The 21,112-nt window shown below is 45.1% G+C and carries 24 protein-coding genes and 1 pseudogene; 8 read left to right on the top strand and 17 right to left on the bottom strand.

Translation table 11 applies throughout. The annotated features are described in order from the left end of the window. Positions 1-133 precede the first annotated feature (133 nt). Entirely contained in the window at positions 134-694 is a 561-nt protein-coding gene (locus OA57_RS04100; protein ID WP_034613881.1) for a hypothetical protein, read from the top strand. An 84-nt stretch (positions 695-778) separates the two neighbouring features. Here OA57_RS04100 and OA57_RS12335 read toward each other — a convergent pair whose 3' ends face one another. Beyond that, entirely contained in the window at positions 779-937 is a 159-nt protein-coding gene (locus OA57_RS12335; protein ID WP_034613882.1) for a DUF1328 domain-containing protein, read from the bottom strand. A gap of 200 nt (positions 938-1,137) precedes the next feature. Here OA57_RS12335 and OA57_RS04110 point away from each other — a divergent pair, with 200 nt between their 5' ends. The 6 genes from OA57_RS04110 (at position 1,138) to rnb (ending at position 6,026) form a co-directional block, all read left to right on the top strand. After that, on the top strand, positions 1,138-1,893 hold the full coding sequence (locus OA57_RS04110; protein WP_034613928.1) for a Nif3-like dinuclear metal center hexameric protein: 756 nt from the start codon (positions 1,138-1,140) through the stop codon (positions 1,891-1,893). 112 nt (positions 1,894-2,005) lie between these two features. Further along, positions 2,006-2,317 (top strand): DUF883 family protein, encoded by a 312-nt coding sequence (locus OA57_RS04115; RefSeq protein WP_034613884.1) that lies wholly within the window; start codon positions 2,006-2,008, stop codon positions 2,315-2,317. A 62-nt stretch (positions 2,318-2,379) separates the two neighbouring features. After that, the gene (locus tag OA57_RS04120) at positions 2,380-2,769 is read left to right on the top strand and encodes a phage holin family protein (protein ID WP_052122361.1); all 390 of its coding nucleotides are present in this window, start codon (positions 2,380-2,382) and stop codon (positions 2,767-2,769) included. 19 nt (positions 2,770-2,788) lie between these two features. Beyond that, positions 2,789-3,061 (top strand): hypothetical protein, encoded by a 273-nt coding sequence (locus OA57_RS04125; RefSeq protein ID WP_034613886.1) that lies wholly within the window; start codon positions 2,789-2,791, stop codon positions 3,059-3,061. Between the two features lie 120 nt (positions 3,062-3,181). After that, the gene (gene fabI, locus OA57_RS04130) at positions 3,182-3,970 is read left to right on the top strand and encodes an enoyl-ACP reductase FabI (RefSeq protein WP_034613888.1); all 789 of its coding nucleotides are present in this window, start codon (positions 3,182-3,184) and stop codon (positions 3,968-3,970) included. 88 nt (positions 3,971-4,058) lie between these two features. Continuing rightward, entirely contained in the window at positions 4,059-6,026 is a 1,968-nt protein-coding gene (gene rnb, locus OA57_RS04135; protein WP_034613890.1) for an exoribonuclease II, read from the top strand. Positions 6,027-6,112: 86 nt separating this feature from the next. On the opposite strand, the gene OA57_RS04140 is transcribed toward rnb, so the two are convergent. The 6 genes from OA57_RS04140 to OA57_RS04165 all read right to left on the bottom strand — a co-directional run bounded on the left by OA57_RS04140 (position 6,113) and on the right by OA57_RS04165 (position 12,720). Then, on the bottom strand, positions 6,113-7,540 hold the full coding sequence (locus tag OA57_RS04140; protein WP_034613891.1) for a DASS family sodium-coupled anion symporter: 1,428 nt from the start codon (positions 7,538-7,540) through the stop codon (positions 6,113-6,115). Positions 7,541-7,634: 94 nt separating this feature from the next. Next, complete coding sequence (gene dctA / locus OA57_RS04145; RefSeq protein WP_052122362.1) at positions 7,635-8,903, bottom strand: C4-dicarboxylate transporter DctA; 1,269 nt, start codon at positions 8,901-8,903, stop codon at positions 7,635-7,637. A 40-nt stretch (positions 8,904-8,943) separates the two neighbouring features. Then, entirely contained in the window at positions 8,944-9,876 is a 933-nt protein-coding gene (locus OA57_RS04150; protein ID WP_034613893.1) for an amidohydrolase family protein, read from the bottom strand. 8 nt (positions 9,877-9,884) lie between these two features. Further along, positions 9,885-10,583 carry a 4-carboxy-4-hydroxy-2-oxoadipate aldolase/oxaloacetate decarboxylase gene (gene ligK / locus OA57_RS04155; RefSeq protein ID WP_034613895.1) on the bottom strand — a complete coding sequence of 233 codons (699 nt, stop codon included), beginning with the start codon at positions 10,581-10,583 and terminating at the stop codon, positions 9,885-9,887. 2 nt (positions 10,584-10,585) lie between these two features. After that, on the bottom strand, positions 10,586-11,620 hold the full coding sequence (locus OA57_RS04160) for an amidohydrolase family protein (RefSeq protein WP_235424626.1): 1,035 nt from the start codon (positions 11,618-11,620) through the stop codon (positions 10,586-10,588). Next, entirely contained in the window at positions 11,617-12,720 is a 1,104-nt protein-coding gene (locus tag OA57_RS04165; protein ID WP_034613898.1) for a 4-oxalomesaconate tautomerase, read from the bottom strand. Before OA57_RS04165 ends, OA57_RS04160 begins: the two co-directional genes overlap by 4 nt. A 113-nt stretch (positions 12,721-12,833) precedes the next feature. Here OA57_RS04165 and OA57_RS04170 point away from each other — a divergent pair, with 113 nt between their 5' ends. Beyond that, complete coding sequence (locus OA57_RS04170) at positions 12,834-13,772, top strand: LysR family transcriptional regulator (protein WP_034613900.1); 939 nt, start codon at positions 12,834-12,836, stop codon at positions 13,770-13,772. A gap of 38 nt (positions 13,773-13,810) precedes the next feature. Here the strand turns inward: OA57_RS04170 and OA57_RS04175 are convergent, their stop codons facing one another. The 10 genes and pseudogenes from OA57_RS04175 to OA57_RS04220 form a co-directional block, all read right to left on the bottom strand. Next, the gene (locus OA57_RS04175) at positions 13,811-14,770 is read right to left on the bottom strand and encodes an AEC family transporter (RefSeq protein ID WP_034613901.1); all 960 of its coding nucleotides are present in this window, start codon (positions 14,768-14,770) and stop codon (positions 13,811-13,813) included. A gap of 11 nt (positions 14,771-14,781) precedes the next feature. Beyond that, positions 14,782-16,425 (bottom strand): malolactic enzyme, encoded by a 1,644-nt coding sequence (locus OA57_RS04180; RefSeq protein ID WP_034613903.1) that lies wholly within the window; start codon positions 16,423-16,425, stop codon positions 14,782-14,784. Between the two features lie 346 nt (positions 16,426-16,771). Then, a complete protein-coding gene (gene grxD / locus OA57_RS04185) occupies positions 16,772-17,110 on the bottom strand; it encodes a Grx4 family monothiol glutaredoxin (RefSeq protein WP_034613904.1) in 339 nt (112 codons plus the stop codon). Positions 17,111-17,220: 110 nt separating this feature from the next. Continuing rightward, entirely contained in the window at positions 17,221-18,030 is an 810-nt protein-coding gene (locus OA57_RS04190) for a TPM domain-containing protein (protein ID WP_052122363.1), read from the bottom strand. Continuing rightward, complete coding sequence (locus tag OA57_RS04195; protein ID WP_034613906.1) at positions 18,027-18,482, bottom strand: TPM domain-containing protein; 456 nt, start codon at positions 18,480-18,482, stop codon at positions 18,027-18,029. The genes OA57_RS04190 and OA57_RS04195 overlap by 4 nt, the downstream gene beginning before the upstream one ends. Positions 18,483-18,511: 29 nt before the next feature. After that, positions 18,512-19,093, bottom strand: coding sequence for a LemA family protein (locus tag OA57_RS04200; RefSeq protein WP_034613908.1), 582 nt, complete (start codon positions 19,091-19,093; stop codon positions 18,512-18,514). A gap of 180 nt (positions 19,094-19,273) precedes the next feature. Next, positions 19,274-19,630 (bottom strand): 50S ribosomal protein L20, encoded by a 357-nt coding sequence (rplT, locus tag OA57_RS04205; RefSeq protein ID WP_034613910.1) that lies wholly within the window; start codon positions 19,628-19,630, stop codon positions 19,274-19,276. 40 nt (positions 19,631-19,670) lie between these two features. Beyond that, positions 19,671-19,868 (bottom strand): 50S ribosomal protein L35, encoded by a 198-nt coding sequence (gene rpmI, locus OA57_RS04210; protein ID WP_034613912.1) that lies wholly within the window; start codon positions 19,866-19,868, stop codon positions 19,671-19,673. A gap of 95 nt (positions 19,869-19,963) precedes the next feature. Next, on the bottom strand, positions 19,964-20,503 hold the full coding sequence (gene infC, locus OA57_RS04215) for a translation initiation factor IF-3 (RefSeq protein ID WP_084589865.1): 540 nt from the start codon (positions 20,501-20,503) through the stop codon (positions 19,964-19,966). Between the two features lie 331 nt (positions 20,504-20,834). Continuing rightward, a pseudogene (locus tag OA57_RS04220) lies at positions 20,835-21,112 on the bottom strand (Fic family protein); the annotation flags it as partial.

Below are 21,112 nucleotides of genomic sequence, written 5' to 3' on the forward strand. Positions count from 1 at the left end.
CATTATTAAATTTTACTTAATTATGAATTAAGAAATTCGATATTTTCATTTAATAAAACTCATATTACTATAGGCCCCGTCAAAAGCAATAATGCTTTTCTTATTAATTAACCTAATTTAAAAGGATATAACGATGAAATTCTCACACAAACTTCTGATTGCTTTACCTGTCGCTTTTGCCAGTTTCGGTGCATTGGCCGACAACCCGATTAACGATCAAATCGAAGCGGCAATCTCCGCCCAGCCGTTAAACACCGTTGCCGTGGCTTCTGAGGTTGCGGCGCAGCCAAAAGCCCGCCTGACCGGCGACAATCCGGTAAATGCCCAAATTGAAGCGGCGATTTCGGCGCAAACCCTGAAAAAAGCACCGATCAACAACAACCGTTTTGACAGCGCCTACGAGCAACTGCAAAGCAAAATCGCCGGCTTAAAACAGGCTGACAATCCGGCAACGTTCGCTGCCGATGCACAAGCGGCAAAAGAGTTGGCACTGCAAGCCAAACAAAATGTCTCCGCCTTACTGAAAGACACCGGTGATTCCGAAGACAACTACCGTCTGGCTTCCGACGTGACTTACAAAGCCAACAAGCTAAATCGTTTAATTCATGATTTGGACAGTGCGCTGGCATCTGCACAAAACGGTCAAATCAATACCGCCAAAACCATCGTGGCCGATTTGTCTGTCAACTCATAATCGTTATTAAAACAACCCCATAACAAAGCGGCAATAGGAAACCCTATTGCCGCTCTTCATATTGTCTCTTTTAGGTTGTGTCGGCTAACGTCGTCGTCCGAACAAAAACGATATCACTGCCAAAATCAAAAAAGCGAAGAACAGTACTTTCGCAATCCCGACCGCACTTCCGGCAATGCCGCCAAACCCTAAGGCCGCCGCGATCAGCGCAATGATAAAAAACACAACAGCATAATGTAGCATAAACTCCTCCTGTCACAATTGATGAGGTATTACACAACTTAAATCAAAATATGAATAAAATAAAAGAGTTGCGTAACGTCTATAGGTATAGCACAAAAATTTAACACAAATCAAATTATTCTTGCTTATTTTTGCCCGACTTCCCTACAATGGGCATCACGAATCAACATAACATCAGCAATTGGAATACCATCATGACAATTAACCACCTTGAACTGGAACAACTTTTAAACCGTACATTAAATAGTGAAGCCATCAGCGACTATGCCCCGAACGGCTTGCAAGTCGAGGGCAAAAGTGCGGTCGACAAAATCATCACCGGCGTCACCGCCAGTCAGGCGCTGTTAGATTATGCCGCAGCACAGCAGGCCGATGCGGTGTTGGTGCACCACGGTTATTTTTGGAAAAATGAAAGCCCGCTGATTCGCGGCATGAAAAGCCGCCGCCTGCGCACGCTCTTAGTAAACAACATCAATCTGTATGCTTACCATCTGCCGCTGGACGTTCACCCTGATCTGGGTAATAACGCCTTATTAGCCGGTATGTTAGGGATCAAAAATTTACAATCTCTTGAACAAAGTGCGGTATCCATCCCGATTTACGGCAAGCTGGAAACCGCACTTTCAGGTGAACAATTGGCACAGCGTATCGAAACGGTGTTACAGCGCAAACCACTGCATTGCGGCGACAATGCCCCAGCGACAATCCGCACTGTCGCCCTCTGCACCGGCGGCGGGCAAGATTACATCGATTTGGCGGCGGCACAAGGGATTGACGCCTTTATCAGCGGGGAAGTTTCCGAACGCACCATTCACTCCGCCCGTGAACAAGGCATCCATTTTTATGCCGCCGGACACCATGCCACCGAACGTTACGGCATCAAAAAACTCGGCGAATGGCTACAGCAACAGCATGGTCTGAATGTCATCTTTAAAGACATCGACAACCCGGCATAACGGCGTTTGTCAATTTGTAAAGATTGACTTTTCGCTTTGATTTTATTCAAATAATGTCTTAGGATAAATTTTGAACACCGCAACATAATATTAATCAAATGGAGAAAATAGTATGAAAAATGATTTTGAAAATAAACGTGAACAGCTACTTTCCGAGTTGCAAGATATCCTACAATCTGCCGAAGACTTGTTTGAAGCCGGCAAAGATGTCGGATCCGACGAGTTCAAAAAATTGAAAAAACGCTTAAGCGAACAATCCGACGGCTACCGTCAGCAGCTGGACGATCTTCAGTCCAAAGTGTCGGCGAAAGCCAAATACGCAGCCAAACAGTCCGATGCCCTGATTCAGGACAATCCTTATAAAGCGATCGGCTTGGCTGCCGGTGTCGCTTTTGTAGCAGGTTTATTGATTAATCGGAAATAATTCGGCGCATGGCGGAAGCCGTATTGACGGCTTCCCGATATTTCTGTTACAGGAGATAAGAAATGCAAACGATGAACAACATTAAATCCGGCGTAAAAAGCAGTTTCGTGACCGCACTTGAGCTAGTCGGCATCCGTCTGGAAATGGCGAAATTGGAACTCAACGAACAAAAGGAAAAGATCCTGCTGGTGGTCGTTTTCGCACTGTGTAGTTTTCTCTTATTGTTGCTTTGTGGTCTCAGCCTGATTTTCGCCCTGAACGCTTGGTTGCCGGAGGAAGAGAAATTCCATGTGTTTATGCTTATCGCAACAGGCTGTTTCGTCTTGGTATTGATTTTTGCGTTTCTAATCATTCGCCTGATGCGCAAACAACGCGGCTTCCTCGACCAAACCCTGAAAGAGGTTAAATTGGATATTGCCGCTATCAAACAAAGCGTCAATTCCGCAAAATAGAGCGCACGCAGGAGGATTTATGCCAAGCAATAGAGAACTGGAGCGCGAATTATTGTTACTGAAAGGCGAAGTATTGCGCAATAAATTCCGCCTACAAAGCGAAAAAACACGGCAGGATATTCGTCAACCGTTAAGCTACCTGAAAGCGGTATCCAATCCGATTATCCGCTCATCATTGATTTCCCTCTCGACCCGTTTATTATTGGGAAGAAAATGGCTGCTTGTACCTGCCATCGGTATTGCCTCGTTATTGTTATTCAAAAATCAGCAAAACAAACCGGATGATTCTTGATAAGCATAGAATCCATCGACAAATTGCAGTATAATCACGCCGTTTCAATTTGCGAACTGCGCAGGCATCTTTGTCGCCGTTTACAACCACTCTTTTTATTTCATAACAGGATCGAGTCTTATGGGTTTTTTAACGAATAAACGTATTTTAATCGCCGGTGTTGCCAGCAACCGTTCTATCGCTTACGGTATTGCCCAAGCCATGTTCGAAGCGGGTGCAGAATTGGCATTCACTTACCAAAACGACAAATTAAAACCGCGTGTTGAAGAATTTGCCAAAGACTTCAATTCTTCCATTGTGATTCCTTGCGACGTAGCAAGTGATGCCGACATCGAAAACTGCTTCCAAGCCTTAAGTCAGCATTGGGACAAATTCGACGGTTTCGTACACGCCATTGCATTCGCACCGGGCGACCAATTGGACGGTGATTATGTTAACGCCGTCACACGCGAAGGTTTCCAAATTGCACACGACATCAGCTCTTACAGCTTCGTTGCAATGGCAAAAGCGGCACGTCCGATGCTGAATTCGGGCGCTGGCTTAGTCACCCTGTCTTATCTGGGGGCCGAACGTGCGATTCCAAACTATAACGTCATGGGGCTGGCAAAAGCCTCACTGGAAGCCAATGTCCGCTTCATGGCTAACGCCATGGGTAAAGAAGGCATTCGTGTCAATGCGATTTCCGCCGGTCCGATCCGCACGTTGGCAGCCTCCGGCATCAAAAACTTCAAAAAAATGTTGTCGCACTGTGAAGCCGTCACCCCGTTACGCCGTACAGTGACGATTGAAGATGTGGGCAAAAGCGCCGCATTCCTTTGCTCCGATTTAGCCTCCGGCGTAACCGGTGAGGTGTTACATGTAGACGGCGGTTTCAATATCGCCGCCATGAACGAACTGGACGCCGAATAAATTTATAGGCGGGCTACCCGCCTATATTGCCGATTCCCAATAAGCAGTAATCCCTATTACTGCTTTTTCTTATATAAGAGATCATTGAATGTTTCAAAACAACCCGCTGTTAAGCCAACTCAAACAACAAATTCGGGAAAACAAACCGCGCATCGAAGGCTCGGTTAAAGCGAATGAAAAAGGATTCGGCTTTCTCGAAGCCGATAAAAAAAGCTATTTTATCGCCCCGCCGGCCATGAAAAAAGTGATGCACGGCGATAAAATCAAAGCGGTGATCACCAGCAACGGCGACAAAGAACAAGCCGAACCGGAAGCGCTGATTGAACCGATGTTGAACCGTTTTATCGCCAAAGTGCGGTTTAACAAAGAAAAGAAATTACAGCTGGCGGTTGATCACCCCAACATCAAAAATTTAATCCTTGCCAATAAAGTCGACACCATTGAAGAAGAACTGCAAGAGGGCGACTGGGTTGTCGCCGAGCTGAAAAAACATCCGTTGCGTGACGACAAAGCATTTTTTGCGCAAATCACACAATTTATCTGCCGTGCAGACGACAACTTTGCTCCTTGGTGGGTAACTCTTGCCCGCCATCAGCAGCCGCGTACGCCGGTTGCCGGCTTAGACGACTATCGTCTCAACGATGAACAATTACAACGTAAAGATCTGACCGCGTTGAATTTTGTCACCATCGATGCGGCATCAACGCAAGATATGGACGATGCGCTCTATATCGAATCGACCGCTAACGGCTGGCAATTGCAAGTGGCGATTGCCGATCCGACCGCCTATATTCCGTTAGACTCACAAATTGAGCAAGACGCCAGACAGCGCTGTTTCACCAATTATTTGCCCGGCTTCAATATTCCGATGCTGCCGCGCGAGTTATCGGACGAACTTTGCTCATTGATGCCACAACAAAAACGCCCGGCGTTGGTTTGCACCATCGAAACCGATTTCAATGGCGCAATCCTAGCCGAACCGCACTTTACTGCGGCATGGATCGAATCGAAAGCCAAATTGGATTACGATGAAGTTTCCGATCTCTTGGAGCAAAAAGCCAATCACTGGCAGCCGCAAAACGAACAGATTGCCGCACAGATCGAACGGCTACACCGCTTCGCCTTGGCTCGCATAGAATGGCGTAAAACCCACGCCTTGCTGTTTAAAGAGCGTCCGGATTACAGTTTTGAACTGGAACAAGACGGCAAAGTAAAAGCCATTCACGCCAAATACCGCCGTATCGCCAACCAGATTGTAGAAGAAGCGATGATCATCGCCAACACCAGCGCTGCGGTGTATCTGGACAAACACGCCAAGTGCGGTATTTTCAACACCCACAGCGGTTTCGATCAAAAATTTCTGCAAGCTGCGCACGATTTTCTGTTGGCTACGTTGGCAAACGATGAAAACCGTAACGAGCTGAACGCACGCTATGCCGTCGACCAACTGACCACACTGGACGGCTACTGCCGAATGCGTCACGATATTGAACACTGTGATTTCAGCTTCCTTGAAATGCGCTTGCGCCGCTTCCTAACGTTTGCTGAATTTAAAGCCGAAGCCGCACCGCACTTTGGATTGGGCTTGAGTGCCTATGCCACTTGGACATCGCCGATTCGTAAATATTCGGACATGGTCAACCATCGTATTATCAAGCAATGTTTATTGGGTCAAAGTGCGGTCAAACCGGCGGGTGACATTCTGGCGCGTTTACAGGAAGCCCGTAAACAAAACCGCATGGTGGAACGTGATATTGCCGACTGGCTGTACGCCTACTATTTTGCCCCACAATTGGCACAAAACCCGATTTTCACAGCCGAAGTACAAGATGTCAGCCGCGGCGGTCTGCGTGTGCTGCTACTCGACAATGGCGCCAGCGTATTCATTCCGATTTCAACTTTGCATGATAAAAAAGAGGAAATCAGCGTCAACAGCGACGAACTGGCACTGTATATCAAAGAGCAAAAAGCCTATCAAATCGGTGATCAATTACAGGTGAAACTGGTGGAAGTCAATACGACCACTCGTAGTCTGATCGGTAACGTGGTGAGTTAAGCTATTCGCCCTGATTATTAAAATATCAAATCGATATAGGCATAGCGGAAAATTACCTATCTTCCGCTATGCCATATCCATATAGTTTATGGCTGTATTAAACCGATTAATCCCCACCAGCCATAACCGATGGTCATAAACACAATAAAAGCGATCAACGCCATAATAGCCCCCATTCCCCACCATTTAACAACGCTATTATATCCGGCACCAAAAATAATCGGAGCAGCTCCGGCGCCATAGTGCGTTAATAACCCACCGAAAGAATTTGTTGCTGCAAGTAATAATGCCAACGCCATAGGATCTGCGCCGGCAACTTTGCCGACAGTCAAAAAAACCGGCAACATCGCGACAACATATGAGCTTGCTGAAGCAAAAAAATATCTAACAATAATACTTAACAAACCTATAATGATCAGAATGATAAAAGGATTATCGCCAAAATTGATATTGTCGCCTAATAATTGAGCCAACCAATCAAAAACGTTTGCTTTATCCAAAGCTGTCGCCATGCCGATTATACCGCCAAACCATATTAATGTATTCCAAGCGCCTTTATTTGCCAACATATCATTCCAGGTAATGACACCAAATAAGAAACTTAATACCATCGCCACCAGAGCAACCGCTGTCGCATTGATTGATAGTTTCAATCCTATGAGTCCGAATATTGAAGGCAATGCCCACCCTAGAAGCGCTAATGTAAATATTACTATTAATACTTTCTCACTATTCTTTAATGATCCCAGTTCATTCAATCCTTCTGCAGCAATCTTTTTATTATTAATATATTTTATTTCTGGTTTATCTAAATAATAACCAAGCAATGGAAATATTAATAACAATATAATACCCGGCACAACTAAACCAACAGCCCAATTTCCCCAATTAAGATCTACCCCTAATATTCTATTCATAAATTCAGCAGTAAGCAAATTAGGCGCCATTGCCGTAATAAACATAAAACTTGTCACTTTCATAACAAAATAGACATTCGCCATTAAATATGAACCGGCTCTTTTAGCCGACTCTCCGGGGTCTGAACCGAGTGCTTTTGCAATAGCGTGAATTATAGGAAAAACGATGCCTCCGCTACGTGCTGTATTTGACGGAGTAACCGGAGAAATAATAAAATCAAGAAATGCTGTCACATAGCCTAATCGAAGCGTAGTGCTGCCAAATGATCTAATCATTAAATAGGCTATTCTTTTCCCTAATCCTGTTTTTACGAATGCCGTACTAATAGAGAATGCAGCAAACACCAACCAAATTGTAGTTGTTGAATAGCCGGTAAGGAGTGAACTCGTATTATTTAGAAAAATACTCGCAAAGCCCATTGAGGTTAATAATACTAAGGGTTCTGAAAACGGTCTTAGAATAAGACCTAGAATGGCAGCCAAATAAAAACCCAATAATTTCCATGCCTCAACTGTTAATCCTTCCGGAGGGGGTGTAAACCATAATAATAATGGAAATATAGCCATAATGCCTAGTTTCCAAATTTTAATCTCCATTTTAACTCCTTACTTTTTGGATTATCCGGCATATGAACTTTCAAGTTAGGGGGCAATTGGTGCCGAACATTTGTTTGAATAGTGTTAGCTTCAACTATCCGTCCGAATTATCGTGTTCTAACGTTTGTTTCATCATTTGGCAATTAAATGAACCGTTCCATGCTGAAATTACGATCGCGGCAATGCCGTTACCAATCAGGTTGACAATAGCCAATCCTGTACCGACAAAACGATGAATCCCCAGAATTAGTACCATTCCTGCAACCGGGACAACCGGCAATACGATTAATGTACTTGTCAGCATAACGAATGCCGCTCCCGTTACTCCGGCGGCTCCTTTGGATGTTAACATGGCAACAATCAATAAAATAATTTGATTAGCGACGTTCAATTCGGTGTTCGTCGCTTGGGCAATAAAAATAATGGCCATCGTCATGTATAAATTCGTGCCGTTCAAATTAAAAGAGTACCCTGACGGAACCACTAGTGCGACAACCGATTTAGGACAACCCAAACGCACTAATTTTTCCATCAAGTGCGGTAATACGACAGATGAAGAGCCGGTTCCTAAAATAATCAATAGCTCTGTTTTAATAAAATTTAAATAAGCAAACAGATTCACTCCGCATAACCGTGCAATAAGGCCGTAGACAATGACGACAAACAGCACCAGTAAAATATAAAAGCCTAACACCAATTTAGCCAGCGGAATTAACGAAGCCAAACCGTAAGCGCCGATAGTATAGGTAATTGCGCCGAATGCGCCGATTGAGGAAAGTTTGGAAATCAGATGAACATTATGAAAAAATACTTTAGATATGCTGTCAATCAAGTTATAAACCGGCTTTCCCTTTTCACCAAGTGCGGACAATGAAAAACCGAATAAAATAGAAACCAATAGAATAGCCAAGACGTTACCTGAGGAAAATGCCCCGACAAACGTTGAAGGAATAATATTCATGGCAAAGTCTGTCAAATTAATATTACGCGCACTTTCAGTATATTTGGCAATAGCGCTGGTATCCAATGTTGCCGGATCGACATTGAACCCTGCTCCGGGTTGAATTAAATGCCCCCATAATAAACCGATAATCAAAGCAATAAACGATATGATAAAGAAATAAATCAGTGCTTTGCCGCCGACTTTCCCCAACTCGCTCATATCTTTCATGCCCGCAATGCCCGTCACAATAGTGCAGAAAATAATCGGCCCGATAATCATTGCAATCAGTTTAATAAACGCATCGCCCAGCGGTTTCATTTGCACAGCAAATTCAGGCGCAAAATACCCTAATGCTATTCCAGCCAAAATTCCCATTAAAACCTGAAAATAGAGTTCTTGATAAAATCGTTTTTTACTCATTTTCTTCTCCAAATATACATAATATATAAAAAAATCACGCTTATTTCTGATTGCTTTCGTATTTTTCTTCCGGCCAATAAAGCCGCATCGGATTATCTACCAATAGTTTTTTTCGTAATTGTTCCGTCGGTGCAATTTGCGCAATATAATCCACCAATAATCCGTCATCCGGCATATGATCTTTCAAGTTCGGGTGCGGCCAATCAGTACCGAATAATACTCTGTCTGGAAATTCCCGTATCAAACGTCGGGCGAAAGGCACGACATCCGTATAAGCATGTTGTTCGCCGTCGAGCGCTTTTGGCCCGGTTTTGCTTAATCGTTCGGGGCAAGATACTTTGCTCCATATATTCGGATGCGCTTTCATTAATTTGATAAATAAATTGAATTCCTCTCCCGTTACCGATTTACTCACATCAGGACGACCCATATGATCGACCACGACAATCGTCGGTAACCGAGTGAAAAAATCCCATAATTCCGCTAAATCGGCCGCCTCAAAATAGACCACAATATGCCAACCCAGCGGGGCAATTCGCGCGGCAATTTCCATCAATTCTTCTTTCGGCGTAAAATCAACCAGACGCTTGACAAAATTAAAGCGGACGCCTCTGACGCCGCCCGCATCCAAACGCTTCAATTCTTGATCGGTGACATCTCGTTTTACCGTCACAATTCCCCGGGCTCTTCCCTCTGCCGCCTGCAACGCATCCACTAAAGCTCGATTATCTGCACCGTGGCAAGTAGCCTGAACAATCACATTACGTTCAAAACCCAACAAATCACGCAAGGCAAACAGTTTTTCTTTGGGGGCATCGCAAGGGGTATATTTGCGTTCGGGCGCATAAGGAAAACGCGCTCCCGGCCCAAATACATGGCAATGTGCGTCAACCGCACCCTGCGGTAATATTAATGTTGGTTTTGATGGCGTCGGATAGAAAGGCAGCCACCCCGGCGTTACGTCAAATTTCATATTTTCTCCTAATCAATATATTTCAAACCGGCTTGCGCCAATTTTTGGCGCATATCATATAAATCCAGCCCGAGTATCCCTTGTTCAAATTGCACACGCTTATCAACTTCATTTGCTTCACGCTTTTCCGCGCTATCGGCGATCTCGTGCGCTTTTTCGGCCGGAACCACGACTACGCCGTCAATATCCGCAATCACAACGTCTCCGGGATAAACTACTATGCCGGCACAAATAAGCGGAACATTAACCGAACCCGGGGTAGCTTTAATCGTGCCTTTTGACGAAATCGCTTTACTGAATACCGGAAAATCCATCTGCCGCAAGGCATCGACATCTCTGACGCCGCCGTCAATAATCAGCCCTCTCCCACCTTGCGCCCGAAATGAAGTCGCCAGTAGCTCGCCAAAAAAGCCGTCGCTTGAATCGGACGTGCAACCGGCCACTATAACATCGCCCGGCTGAATCTGTTCTGCCGCAACATGCAGCATCCAGTTATCACCGGGTTGTAAAAGTGCGGTTACTGCGGTGCCGCACAGTTTGGCTCGGGAATAAACGGGGCGGATATACGGCCGCATTAATCCGGTTCTTCCCATGGCTTCATGAATGGTCGCAACACCGAATTTTGCCAGTTTTTCTACCGCACTTTTGTCGGCTCGCACGATATTGCGTTTTACAACACCCAATTGATTAATCCGTACTTCAGTCATGGCTACAACCCTTTAGCTTTTAATTGTCGATCCAGGCGAGGAAATACCCGCCGAGCATTTTCTTCATAAATTTGATGTTTTTGCCGCTCGCTCAATCCACCGGCTTCAATGTAACGTTTGGTATCATCAAAATAAAAACCGGTGTGGGGATCGATATCACGCACCGCACCAATCATTTCCGAAGCGAATAACACGTTTTTATGCGGAATGACATCCAGTAATAAATCAATACCGGGTTGATGATAAACACAGGTATCAAAGAAAATGTTATTAAGCAAATGCGCTTCCAAGATCGGTTTTTTCAGCATCATTGCCAGACCACGAAAGCGCCCCCAATGATACGGCACCGCACCGCCGCCATGCGGGATAATAAAGCGCAAATCGGGGAAATCCTTAAAAAGATCGCCTTGCAAGCACTGCATAAAACTGGTGGTGTCCGCATTCAAATAATGTGCGCCGGTGGTATGAAAACAACAATTGCAACTGGTGCTGACATGGATCATGGCCGGAATATCGTATTCGATCATTTTTTCATAAATCGGATACCAGTAAGCATCAGTTAATGGCGGCGATGTCCAATTTCCGCCGGAAGGATCCGGATTTAAATTGATACCGACATTGCCATATTCGTTGACACAGCGATCAATTTCCGCAAGACAGGTTTCGGTCGGTACACCGGGCGATTGAGGCAGCATGGCAACCGGAACAAAATGATCGGGAAACAGTTGTGCGACCCGATAACACAATTCATTACAAATAGATGCCCAAGTAGCTGAAATTTGCTGATCACCGATATGATGAGCCATAAAACTGGCGCGCGGTGAAAAAATCGTTATGTCTGCACCGCGCTGCTTCATCAATTTAAGCTGGTTCTGCTCAATCGATTCTCTCAGCTCGTCATCACTGATTTTTAAATCGGATACTTTCGGCATTTCCGAGGGATTGGTAATCCCGGCGATTTGCTTTTTACGCCACGTTTCTAAGGCTGTCGGTGCGGTCGTGTAATGCCCGTGGCAATCGATAACCAAACTCATCATTCGCCTCCCTGCTGCCAAATGTTATTTGAAATCATCACATCTCCTTTCATTAATAAACGGGCGGTGCGCAGTAAAGCCGCACTTTCTACCCGCCCTGCTTTCATGCCCAAAACCACACTGAATTCTCCGCTTGGGTGTTCCACCGAAAAATTGACTTGTTCACTCGATTTCACCGCGGAAAACTCATCAACTACCGTTCCCGGTAAAACACAGGCTGTGGCAACGGTTACCGCCGCCAACACCCCGATTGCATCATGGCAAATATGCGGAATAAAGCAGCGCGTATGAATATCGCCACCGTTAATCGGCTTGTTAAGCAAACACATTTTGGGATAATTTTTCTCTGTCACATCACCCAATCCCATTTTCAAGCCGGCTTGCAGGCGCAATTTTTCCAAGCGGATTTTTAACACATCATCGACATTTAATTCTTCAACATCTTCATAGGCACTCCGTTGTACCTGATCCGCACGAATCAGCACCATTGGCATACCATTGTCGATACAAGTCGCTTCGACCGTGCCGAAATCCGCTATTTCAAAAACATCACGTCGATTACCGGTCGGCAATAAACTGCCGCATACCGCCCCTTCGGTATCCAAAAACCGAATTTGGATAGCCGCACTGCCGCCCGGCACACCATCAATTTTAGCTTCTCCTTCATAACTGATATGTCCGTGTGGCGTCTGAACGGTAATATCGGCATACATGCCGGTATTCAGGGTTAATACTCTGGCCGTTGTCGTATCGCCTTGCGCCTTAATTAACCCGCTTTCCAGTGCAAAAGGCACCACCGCCGCCAACATATTGCCGCAATTCGGTTTGGTATCGACCGTTTCTTTTTCCGGTTGTAACTGCGCAAACAAAAACTCCAGATCGGTACCGTCTCGCTCACTACGGCGCACCAGACCGACTTTGCTAGTCAGAGAATGCGCGCCTCCTATACCGTCAATTTGCCGTTTATCCGGCGACCCCATTATTGCCAGCAGGACGTTATCTCGGATTTCATTATCCTGCGGCAAATCGTCAAAACGAAAAAAAGGTCCTTTTGAAGTGCCTCCCCGCATTAACATACAAGGAATTGAAGTCTGTTTTGTCATTGTTCCCTCCCGATTTTTTTCTATTCTATTCCCTCGGATAACTATTAAAAAGTTGATAGAATATCTATCAGTTATAACAAAAATAATAGATGTAATAACGCTCGGGAAAAATCATGATAAATTTAAGACAGCTGGTCTACTTTACGAAAGTGGCCGAATTAGGCAGCTATACGCGTGCCGCAGATGAGCTTAATGTCGCGCAACCGCTCTTGAGCCGACAAATCCGGCAGTTGGAAGTCAAGCTGCATCGGCATTTACTGATTCGCCACGGACGTGGGGTGAAGACGACGGAGGCAGGCAATCTCTTGCTGAAACATTGCTATACCATTCTTGGGCAGATAGAGGCGCTTAAAGAAGACATGAGTTTAAGTAACGGGAAAATCACCGGCACTATTTCATTGGGCGTTCCGCCGACATTATCCAAATTATTTGCACGCGATATTATCAAAACATTTTGCCGGCGTTTGCCTGATGCGAACTTAATTGTCACCGAAGGTCTGACCTCCAATTTACAAGAGCGGTTACAGTTAGGCCGATTAAATATTGCGCTTTTACACAATCCGTCATTTGTCGCCGAACTGGATTATGAGCTGTTGATTAATGTTCACTTAATGTTGATCACCCGCAGAGATGATCCGCTGCTTGACGATAAAACCAGCATAAACGCTAATGATCTGGAAACCATTCCGCTCATTATTCCGAGCGAGAACAACACGTTCAGACAATTATTAGACAGTGAAATGGCAAAGCGCCATAAAAAACCGAATATTGTGCTGGAAGTTGACAGCAAAGAGCTTATTTTGGATTTGGTCATGGACGGCATGGGACATTCGATTCTACTGCCGATGGTACTGGCATTGGGGCAGACAAACCGACAGCTGACCGCACTTCCCATTACCGATCCGGTACTGCCATGCCATTTGTATATGGCAACCTCCAACAAACTGTCGCCCAGCCGGTTGGAATTAGCATTGATTGCCATCATTCAGGAAGTATGTAAAAAATATTTTCCCGACGACTATCCGCTGAAGACGACAAAAACCGCATGCTGACGCAAACTCAACGTGCGGTCAATGCTAGAGTTTCTGACTTAAACCAGCAGTAAACTATTGACGATTGGAATCACAATAATAAACAGCAATGTGCTGATGGTCACGACATTGGTGGCATATTCCACATCACCATTGGCTGCATGCGCCAGAATCGGCAATACCGCCAGTGCCGGTACGGCAGATTGAACAATCAGCGTCTGTGCCTCAACACTCGGCAGCGCCCCCAAAAAGCCGCCGCCGAAAGTAATCAGCCCAATCATCAATGTCGGTACGACAATAAAACGCCCGATTAATGCGCCGGCGACATCTTTATCAATATGCATATTTTTTAATCCGGCATCCGCCAGCACAATCCCGACGTACAGCAATGCCAGCGGCGTTACCAACTCACCGACATAATCCAGCGTCGAATTGATAAATGCGGGAAGCGGTATATCGGCAAGCAGAAAAACAAATGCCGACAGCGTACCGGTAATCGGTGGGGTAATCAGCTTTTTCCAGTCAAAACCGCCTTGCCGCCTCTCGGGATCAAGCGTCGGATCATCGTTGGCAATCAACCAAGCGCCGATAGTCCAAGTCGATAGCGTATTGACCAGATAGCACACCAAAAAATACGGTAAACTGCCTTCGCCAAATAGTGCAACGTTTAACGGCAAACCGATAAAAATAGTGTTGGCATTGGCAATCACATTGATAAATACCCCACGCCTACCGCGCCGCACATTTAACAGTTTGACCAGCAGAAAGGCGATTAAATATGCCAGCAGCGTCACCAAGGCAAAATACAGCAATCCGTCGGATAATGAAAATAACTTGTCGCGATCCAAATATTTCAAGATAGAAACAAAAATCCCGGCCGGCAAGGCAATATTCAAAATCAATCGGGAAAGATTGCCGCCGAAACTGTCGGCAAACCACCTTTTTTTACGCAAACCGTAGCCCAAAGCGATGATAAACAAAATCGGCAAGGTACTTTCGATTGAGGCGAGAAATTGCATAGCCTTTCCTGTTATTCAACCAAAGTGCGGTATTGCGGTGCCCATTTCAGTTCATCAATGGCTTGATCAATATCCGCAATCGGGTGCTTATTCAATTTTTGATCGACCGCACTTTGTGCCACGCCGCGTGCAACCGTGCGTGAAAATTCAGGCAATTTGGCAACCGGCGGCAATACCGCAGCGCCCGCTTTGTCCGGATCCACTAAACCGCCTAAGGAGTGCGCCGCTTTGGATATCATAGTATCGTTCAACATACGCGCGGCCGACGCCAACACACCTAATCCTAATCCCGGATAAATCAAGGCATTGTTAGCCTGTCCGATTTCATAGCTGACGCCGTTAAACTCGACCGGATCGGTTGGAATTCCCGTTGCGACCAGCGCACGGCCTTCCGTCCATGTCAACAGATCTTTCGCAGTGGCTTCAGCCAATTCCGTTGGGTTGCTTAACGGGAAAATAATCGGACGCTCGCTATGCGCCGCCATTTTTTTGACAATACTTTCAGTAAACGCACCGCCGCAGGTTGATGTACCGACCAAGATTGTCGGTTTAACCGCTTTAACCGCCGCTTCCAATGTCGTTAATTCCTGACTGTTGGGAAATTCTGAGCGCTTACGGGCAAACGGGCGCTGTTCCGGCGTTAAATCCGCCATATCATCAAACAGTAAGCCTTGTAGATCAACCATATAAAATTTGGCGCGCGCTTCTTCTTCGCTTAGCCCGTGTTGCAGCATCTCTTGATAAATGCGATTGGTGATGCCGGCACCGGCACTGCCTGCGCCAAAACACATGTAAACCTGATCGGTAATCTGTTGTTTGGAGATATTTAACGCCCCCAAAATACCGGCAAGAGAAATAATCCCGGTGCCTTGAATATCATCGTTAAACGTCGGAATGCGATCACGGTATTTATTCAAAATATTAGCGGCATTGGAACGTCCGAAATCTTCCCAATGCAAATACAGTTTCGGAAACAACGCTTCCGCTTTTTGTACAAATTGATCAACGAAATCATAATAACGATCACCACGCACACGCTGATGGCGATTGCCCAAATAGAGCGGATCTTGCAGCAATTGCTCACGATTGGTACCCACATCCAACACAACCGGCAATACACTACTCGGATCAATGCCTGCGGCGGCGGTATAAACCATCAATTTGCCGACAGAAATATCCACGCCGTTCACGCCCCAGTCACCAATCCCCAAAATCCCTTCGGCATCGGTCGCCACAATCAGTTTAATCTCTCTGCCGTTGGCTGCATTTTTCAGGATCGTTTCGATATTTTCAGGTTCATTAATCGACAAGTAGGCGGCGTATTGCGGATCGACAAACAATTCATCATAGCGTTCAATGGATTCGGCAATCGTCGGGTCATACACAATCGGCATAAACTCAACCACATGTCGGCTAAACAGTGCATAAAACAGCGTGCGGTTAGTATTAAAAATCTCCATCAAAAAATGACGTTTCTCAATAGCGGAATCTTTTTTCCGATACTGGTCATAAGCCTGAGCGGATTGTTCTTCGAGGGTTTGAATACAAGGCGGCAATAAACCAATCAGCCCCAATTGCTTGCGTTCTTCCTGTGTAAAGGCGGTGCCTTTGTTCAAAAACGGATCATTTAATACATCATGGGATTTCTTCATCATTAATTCCTTTATTTTACATTGAAAATTTTCATCGCTTCCGCTGAAAACGGATCAACCGAATCACCCCATGTTATATCCGAACGCTTTAAAAATGAACAGAAAATATTAACAATATTACTTTAACTGAAAAAACAACTTGATTTAGAAAGAAAGGCAAAGAAAGGCAAAGCAAGGCAAGGCAAGGCAAGGCAAGGCAAGGCAAGGCAAGGCAAGGCAAGGCAAGGCAAGGCAAGGCAAGGCAAGGCAAGGCCATTGTAAAGATTTATTTATAATATAAAAACCGCACTTTGTGTCTGAATATCAAGCAAAGTGCGGTTCAGGTAGTGAAACGGCTGCGTTTAAAGGATTAAGCCTGCTCTTCTTCGCCGTGTTTAGCGGCAACCTCTTTCAACATCGGTTGTAATTCTCCCTGTTGAAACATTTCCATAATGATGTCACAACCGCCGACCAGCTCGCCTTCAACCCACAATTGCGGAAATGTAGGCCAGTTGGCATATTTCGGCAGTTCGCTGCGAATATCCGGATTTTGCAAAATATCAACATAACCGAACGGAACCTGACAATGAATCAAGGCTTCAACCGCTCTTGCCGAAAATCCGCAAGACGGGAATTTAGGGGATCCTTTCATGTAAAGAAGAATCGGATTTTCGCTGATTTGCTGTTTGATTTTGTCTAATGTTTCCATGATAACCTCAGTAAAAAGCAGGGGATTCCTGCTCAAAAATAAAGAATGCGCCGATTGTATCACAGCATCGATTTAACTCAATAACAGGTGCGCAATTTACCTCTTTCCCGTTACCAGCTGCCGCCGGCACCGCCCCCGCCGGAACTGCCGCCGCCAAATCCACCGCCTCCGCCGAAGCCGCCGCCAAAACCACCACCGCCGAAGCCGCCAAAGCCCCCGTTACGCGAGGTGCGGCGGCGACCGATAACCTGCCCGTTTCTGCCGTAATGATTATTGCTTGGTGTTACATAATTATTATTCATCCGCCCCATAAAGACAAAGATTAAAAAGATCACCACGAAAATCAGCGGAATCCAATCCATTTCGCCGTCGTTTTGTACGGCTTGCGGCTCATATTCGCCTTTACTGGCGGCAATAATGGCATCAAGCCCGTTATTAATGCCTTGATAATAATTATTTTGTTTAAAGTGCGGTGTAATTTCGTTGCGAATCAATTGCGACAACATTGCATCCGGCAATGCGCCTTCCAGCCCTTGCCCCGGCGCAATAAAAATCTTGCGATCGTTCAGCACAATCAGCATCAACACGCCGTTATTCAAGCCTTTGCGCCCAATTCCCCATTTGTCGACCAACGCAAAAGAGAATTCGGCAATCTCGTTATCACCGATCGTCGGCATAATCACCACGGCAATTTGCGAACTGGTTTCTGTGCCGTATGCTGCCAGCTTGCTTTCCAACGCACTGCGCTGGGCGGCGCTCAAGGCATTGGCGTAATCGCTGACATAACGAAACGGGTTGGGGGAAGGCGGCAATTCGACCGTGGCAGCAACAGACAACGCATTCAGACTAAAAAACAGGCAAAGTGCGGTTAATAACCAACGGATAGAATCTAAAGCCCGTTTACGAAAAGTGCGGTTCATCGGATTATCACCTCATTTGGCAATTCATCAACATCATCTTGTTGATACGGAAAATGCTGTGATAATTTTTCTGCCAATAAATACAAAGCCGCAATAATCCCTTTTGTCAGGTTTCCTTGCGCCGCTTGTGCGGTGATCACATCACAGCAACCTTGCCAGAAGTCGGCGGCGACAAAGCGGTTAATACCGCTGTCGCCAATCACCGCACAGCTGCGTTGCTTCAATGCGACATAGATCAACACACCGTTATTTGCCTCGGTTTTTTCCATTTCCAATTGACTGAAAACCTGCTCTGCACGCGTGACTATCGGATTAGCGCTTTCTGCTAAACCTTTCAATTCGGCATTTTTCTCGATATAAACCCGCACTTCGGCTGAGGTTTGTAATTCCAACTGCCGAACCGCCGCTTCCACCAACGTGGCATCAATGGCTGATTTTGCAAATAATGGCATAATGATACCGCTCTTTTATCAAGTGAATCTTAGTTAAAGCTGACTGTCGGTGCGTTTTGCGAACCTTCCGCCGCTTGGAAATACGGTTTTTCTTTAAAGCCGAAAATCATCGCGGCAAATTTAGTCGGGAACTGACGAACATAGCTGTTATAGGTTCTTGCCGCCGCATTGAAATCATTACGTGCCTTGTTAATCCGATTTTCAGTACCTTCCAATTGCGCTTGCAGATTCATAAACCCTTCATGGGCTTTCAGCTCAGGATAACGCTCGACAGTCACCAACAAACGAGATAATGCCGAACCGACCGAATTTTGTTCTTGTTGGAACTGATTCAATTGTTCCTGTGTCATATTGGCAGGATCAATCTTGGTTTGTGAGGCTTTAGCACGCGCTTCGATAACACCGGTCAAGGTATCACGTTCAAAATTCGCCTGACCTTGTACGGTGTTAACAATATTAGGAATCAGATCCGCACGACGCTGGTAAGACGATTCCACGTTCGCCCATACCGAATCGATCTCTTCTTCCGCACGAACCAATCCGTTATAGCTGCTCATTAAGGTTACACCGGCGATCACCGCCACAATAATAATGGCAATCCATTTTTTCATAATAATAATTCCTCTGATAAAGTAAAGTCGTCCTATTTTCCAGTAAAGTGCGGTCAATTGCAATTTTTATCACTGCGATGGCGGATAAAGCCCAATAACCGCAGATATCAACAGGGAGCGACTTTTATATAAACAAAAAGAGAGCCGAAGCTCTCTTCTTTTTCACTTTAACTTAACTGATTAAGCCAAAGCAGATTTTGCTTTTTCTACCAGAGCGGCAAATGCCACTTTGTCGAATACAGCAATGTCGGCAAGGATCTTACGATCGATTTCAACAGACGCTTTTTTCAAACCGTTGATAAAACGGCTGTACGACAAACCGTTTTGGCGAGCCGCCGCGTTGATACGCGCGATCCACAATTGACGGAATTGACGTTTACGTTGACGACGGTCACGGTAAGCATATTGACCGGCTTTGATAACCGCTTGGAAAGCAACGCGATACACGCGCGAGCGCGCACCATAATAACCTTTCGCAGCCTTAAGAACTTTCTTATGACGAGCTCTGGCAACAACACCACGTTTTACACGGGCCATAGGGATCTCCTTTGATCTATTTTAACTGGAATGAAATGAACTATGCGTACGGCAAGCAGGCTACCACTAATACTTGGTCAGCTTTCGCTACCATGGATTTGTGGCGTAAATGACGTTTACGTTTAGTCGATTTCTTGGTCAAAATATGACGCAAGTGAGATTGTTTACGCTTGAAACCGCCGGAAGCTGTTTTTTTGAAACGCTTCGCAGCACCGCGTACTGTTTTGATTTTTGGCATAATTGGATTAACTCCGCATTGTATGATTAATCATGATAATCAGGCGAATGAAAGTGCGGTCAAACAACCGCACTTTCATTACTTGTCGGCACTAATTATTTCTTTTTAGGGGCAAGCACCATCACCATTTGACGGCCTTCCAATTTTGATGGAGCGGACTCCACCACAGCGATTTCGGCCAGATCGTTTTTTACACGTTCCAACACATCGGCCCCGATTTGTTGATGGGCCATTTCACGACCGCGAAAACGGATTGTGATTTTGGTTTTATCCCCATCTTCCAGAAAGCGAATCAGGCTGCGTAGTTTTACCTGATAGTCGCCTTCGTCTGTCCCAGGACGGAATTTGATTTCCTTAACCTGAACAACCTTTTGCTTTTTCTTTTGCTCTTTAGCCGTTTTGCTCTTTTCATAAAGGAACTTGCCGTAATTCATAATCCGGCACACCGGCGGTTCTGCATTCGGGCTGATTTCAACAAGATCCAAAGCGGCGGCTTCCGCCATTTCCAATGCTTGTTTAATCTCGACAATCCCGGCCTGTTCGCCATCGGCATCGATTAAGCGAACTTCTTTCACCTTGATCTCGTCATTGATACGATTCGGGCGTTGCGTCTGAACTCTTTTTACAGCTTTAATAGTCTTATTCCTCTATTTATTTTAAGCAGGCCCCCGCAATTTTGCGGTCGAGCAACCGAAAATTCTTGCCGAATACGGCAAAAAAGTGGCGTGAATTTTAAAGAAAAAAGTCGGTTTATGCAAGGAGTTTTTGATATCAAAGCACCGTTCTTTCTACTCTGCCCTCAATGTCTCAAGAAATCCAATAAAAGCCGTTTTTTGCTCATGGCTCAAGGTCTGCCAATAGCGATTAATTAATGTGTAATAATAGCGCATGGTAATTTAAAAATAAAACAATATAGAAATTGTAGTGGCCATGCTAAAAAAGACAAAATACGGTTATTTTTGATACTTATTTCTCTTGCATCATTAACAAGTTATATAACTCAATATTGACGTAAAAATTCTCTTTACCAATTTTTAATTTATTCAAAATACCTAGCTTTACCAAAGCTTCCAGGCGTTTAGTTGCCGTATTCCGATGAATTTGACAATCTTCAATCACAAAATCAATCTTTGTATAGGGATGTTTATAAAGATTATTGATTAATTCATGAGTATAGGTTTTTGGCAATTCACTCCGGATTTTTTGCTTGTGTTGTTGCATTAATTCTTTAATTTTTTTAATTT

It is taken from the genome of Chelonobacter oris (assembly GCF_000772535.1).
Classification (GTDB): domain Bacteria; phylum Pseudomonadota; class Gammaproteobacteria; order Enterobacterales; family Pasteurellaceae; genus Chelonobacter; species Chelonobacter oris.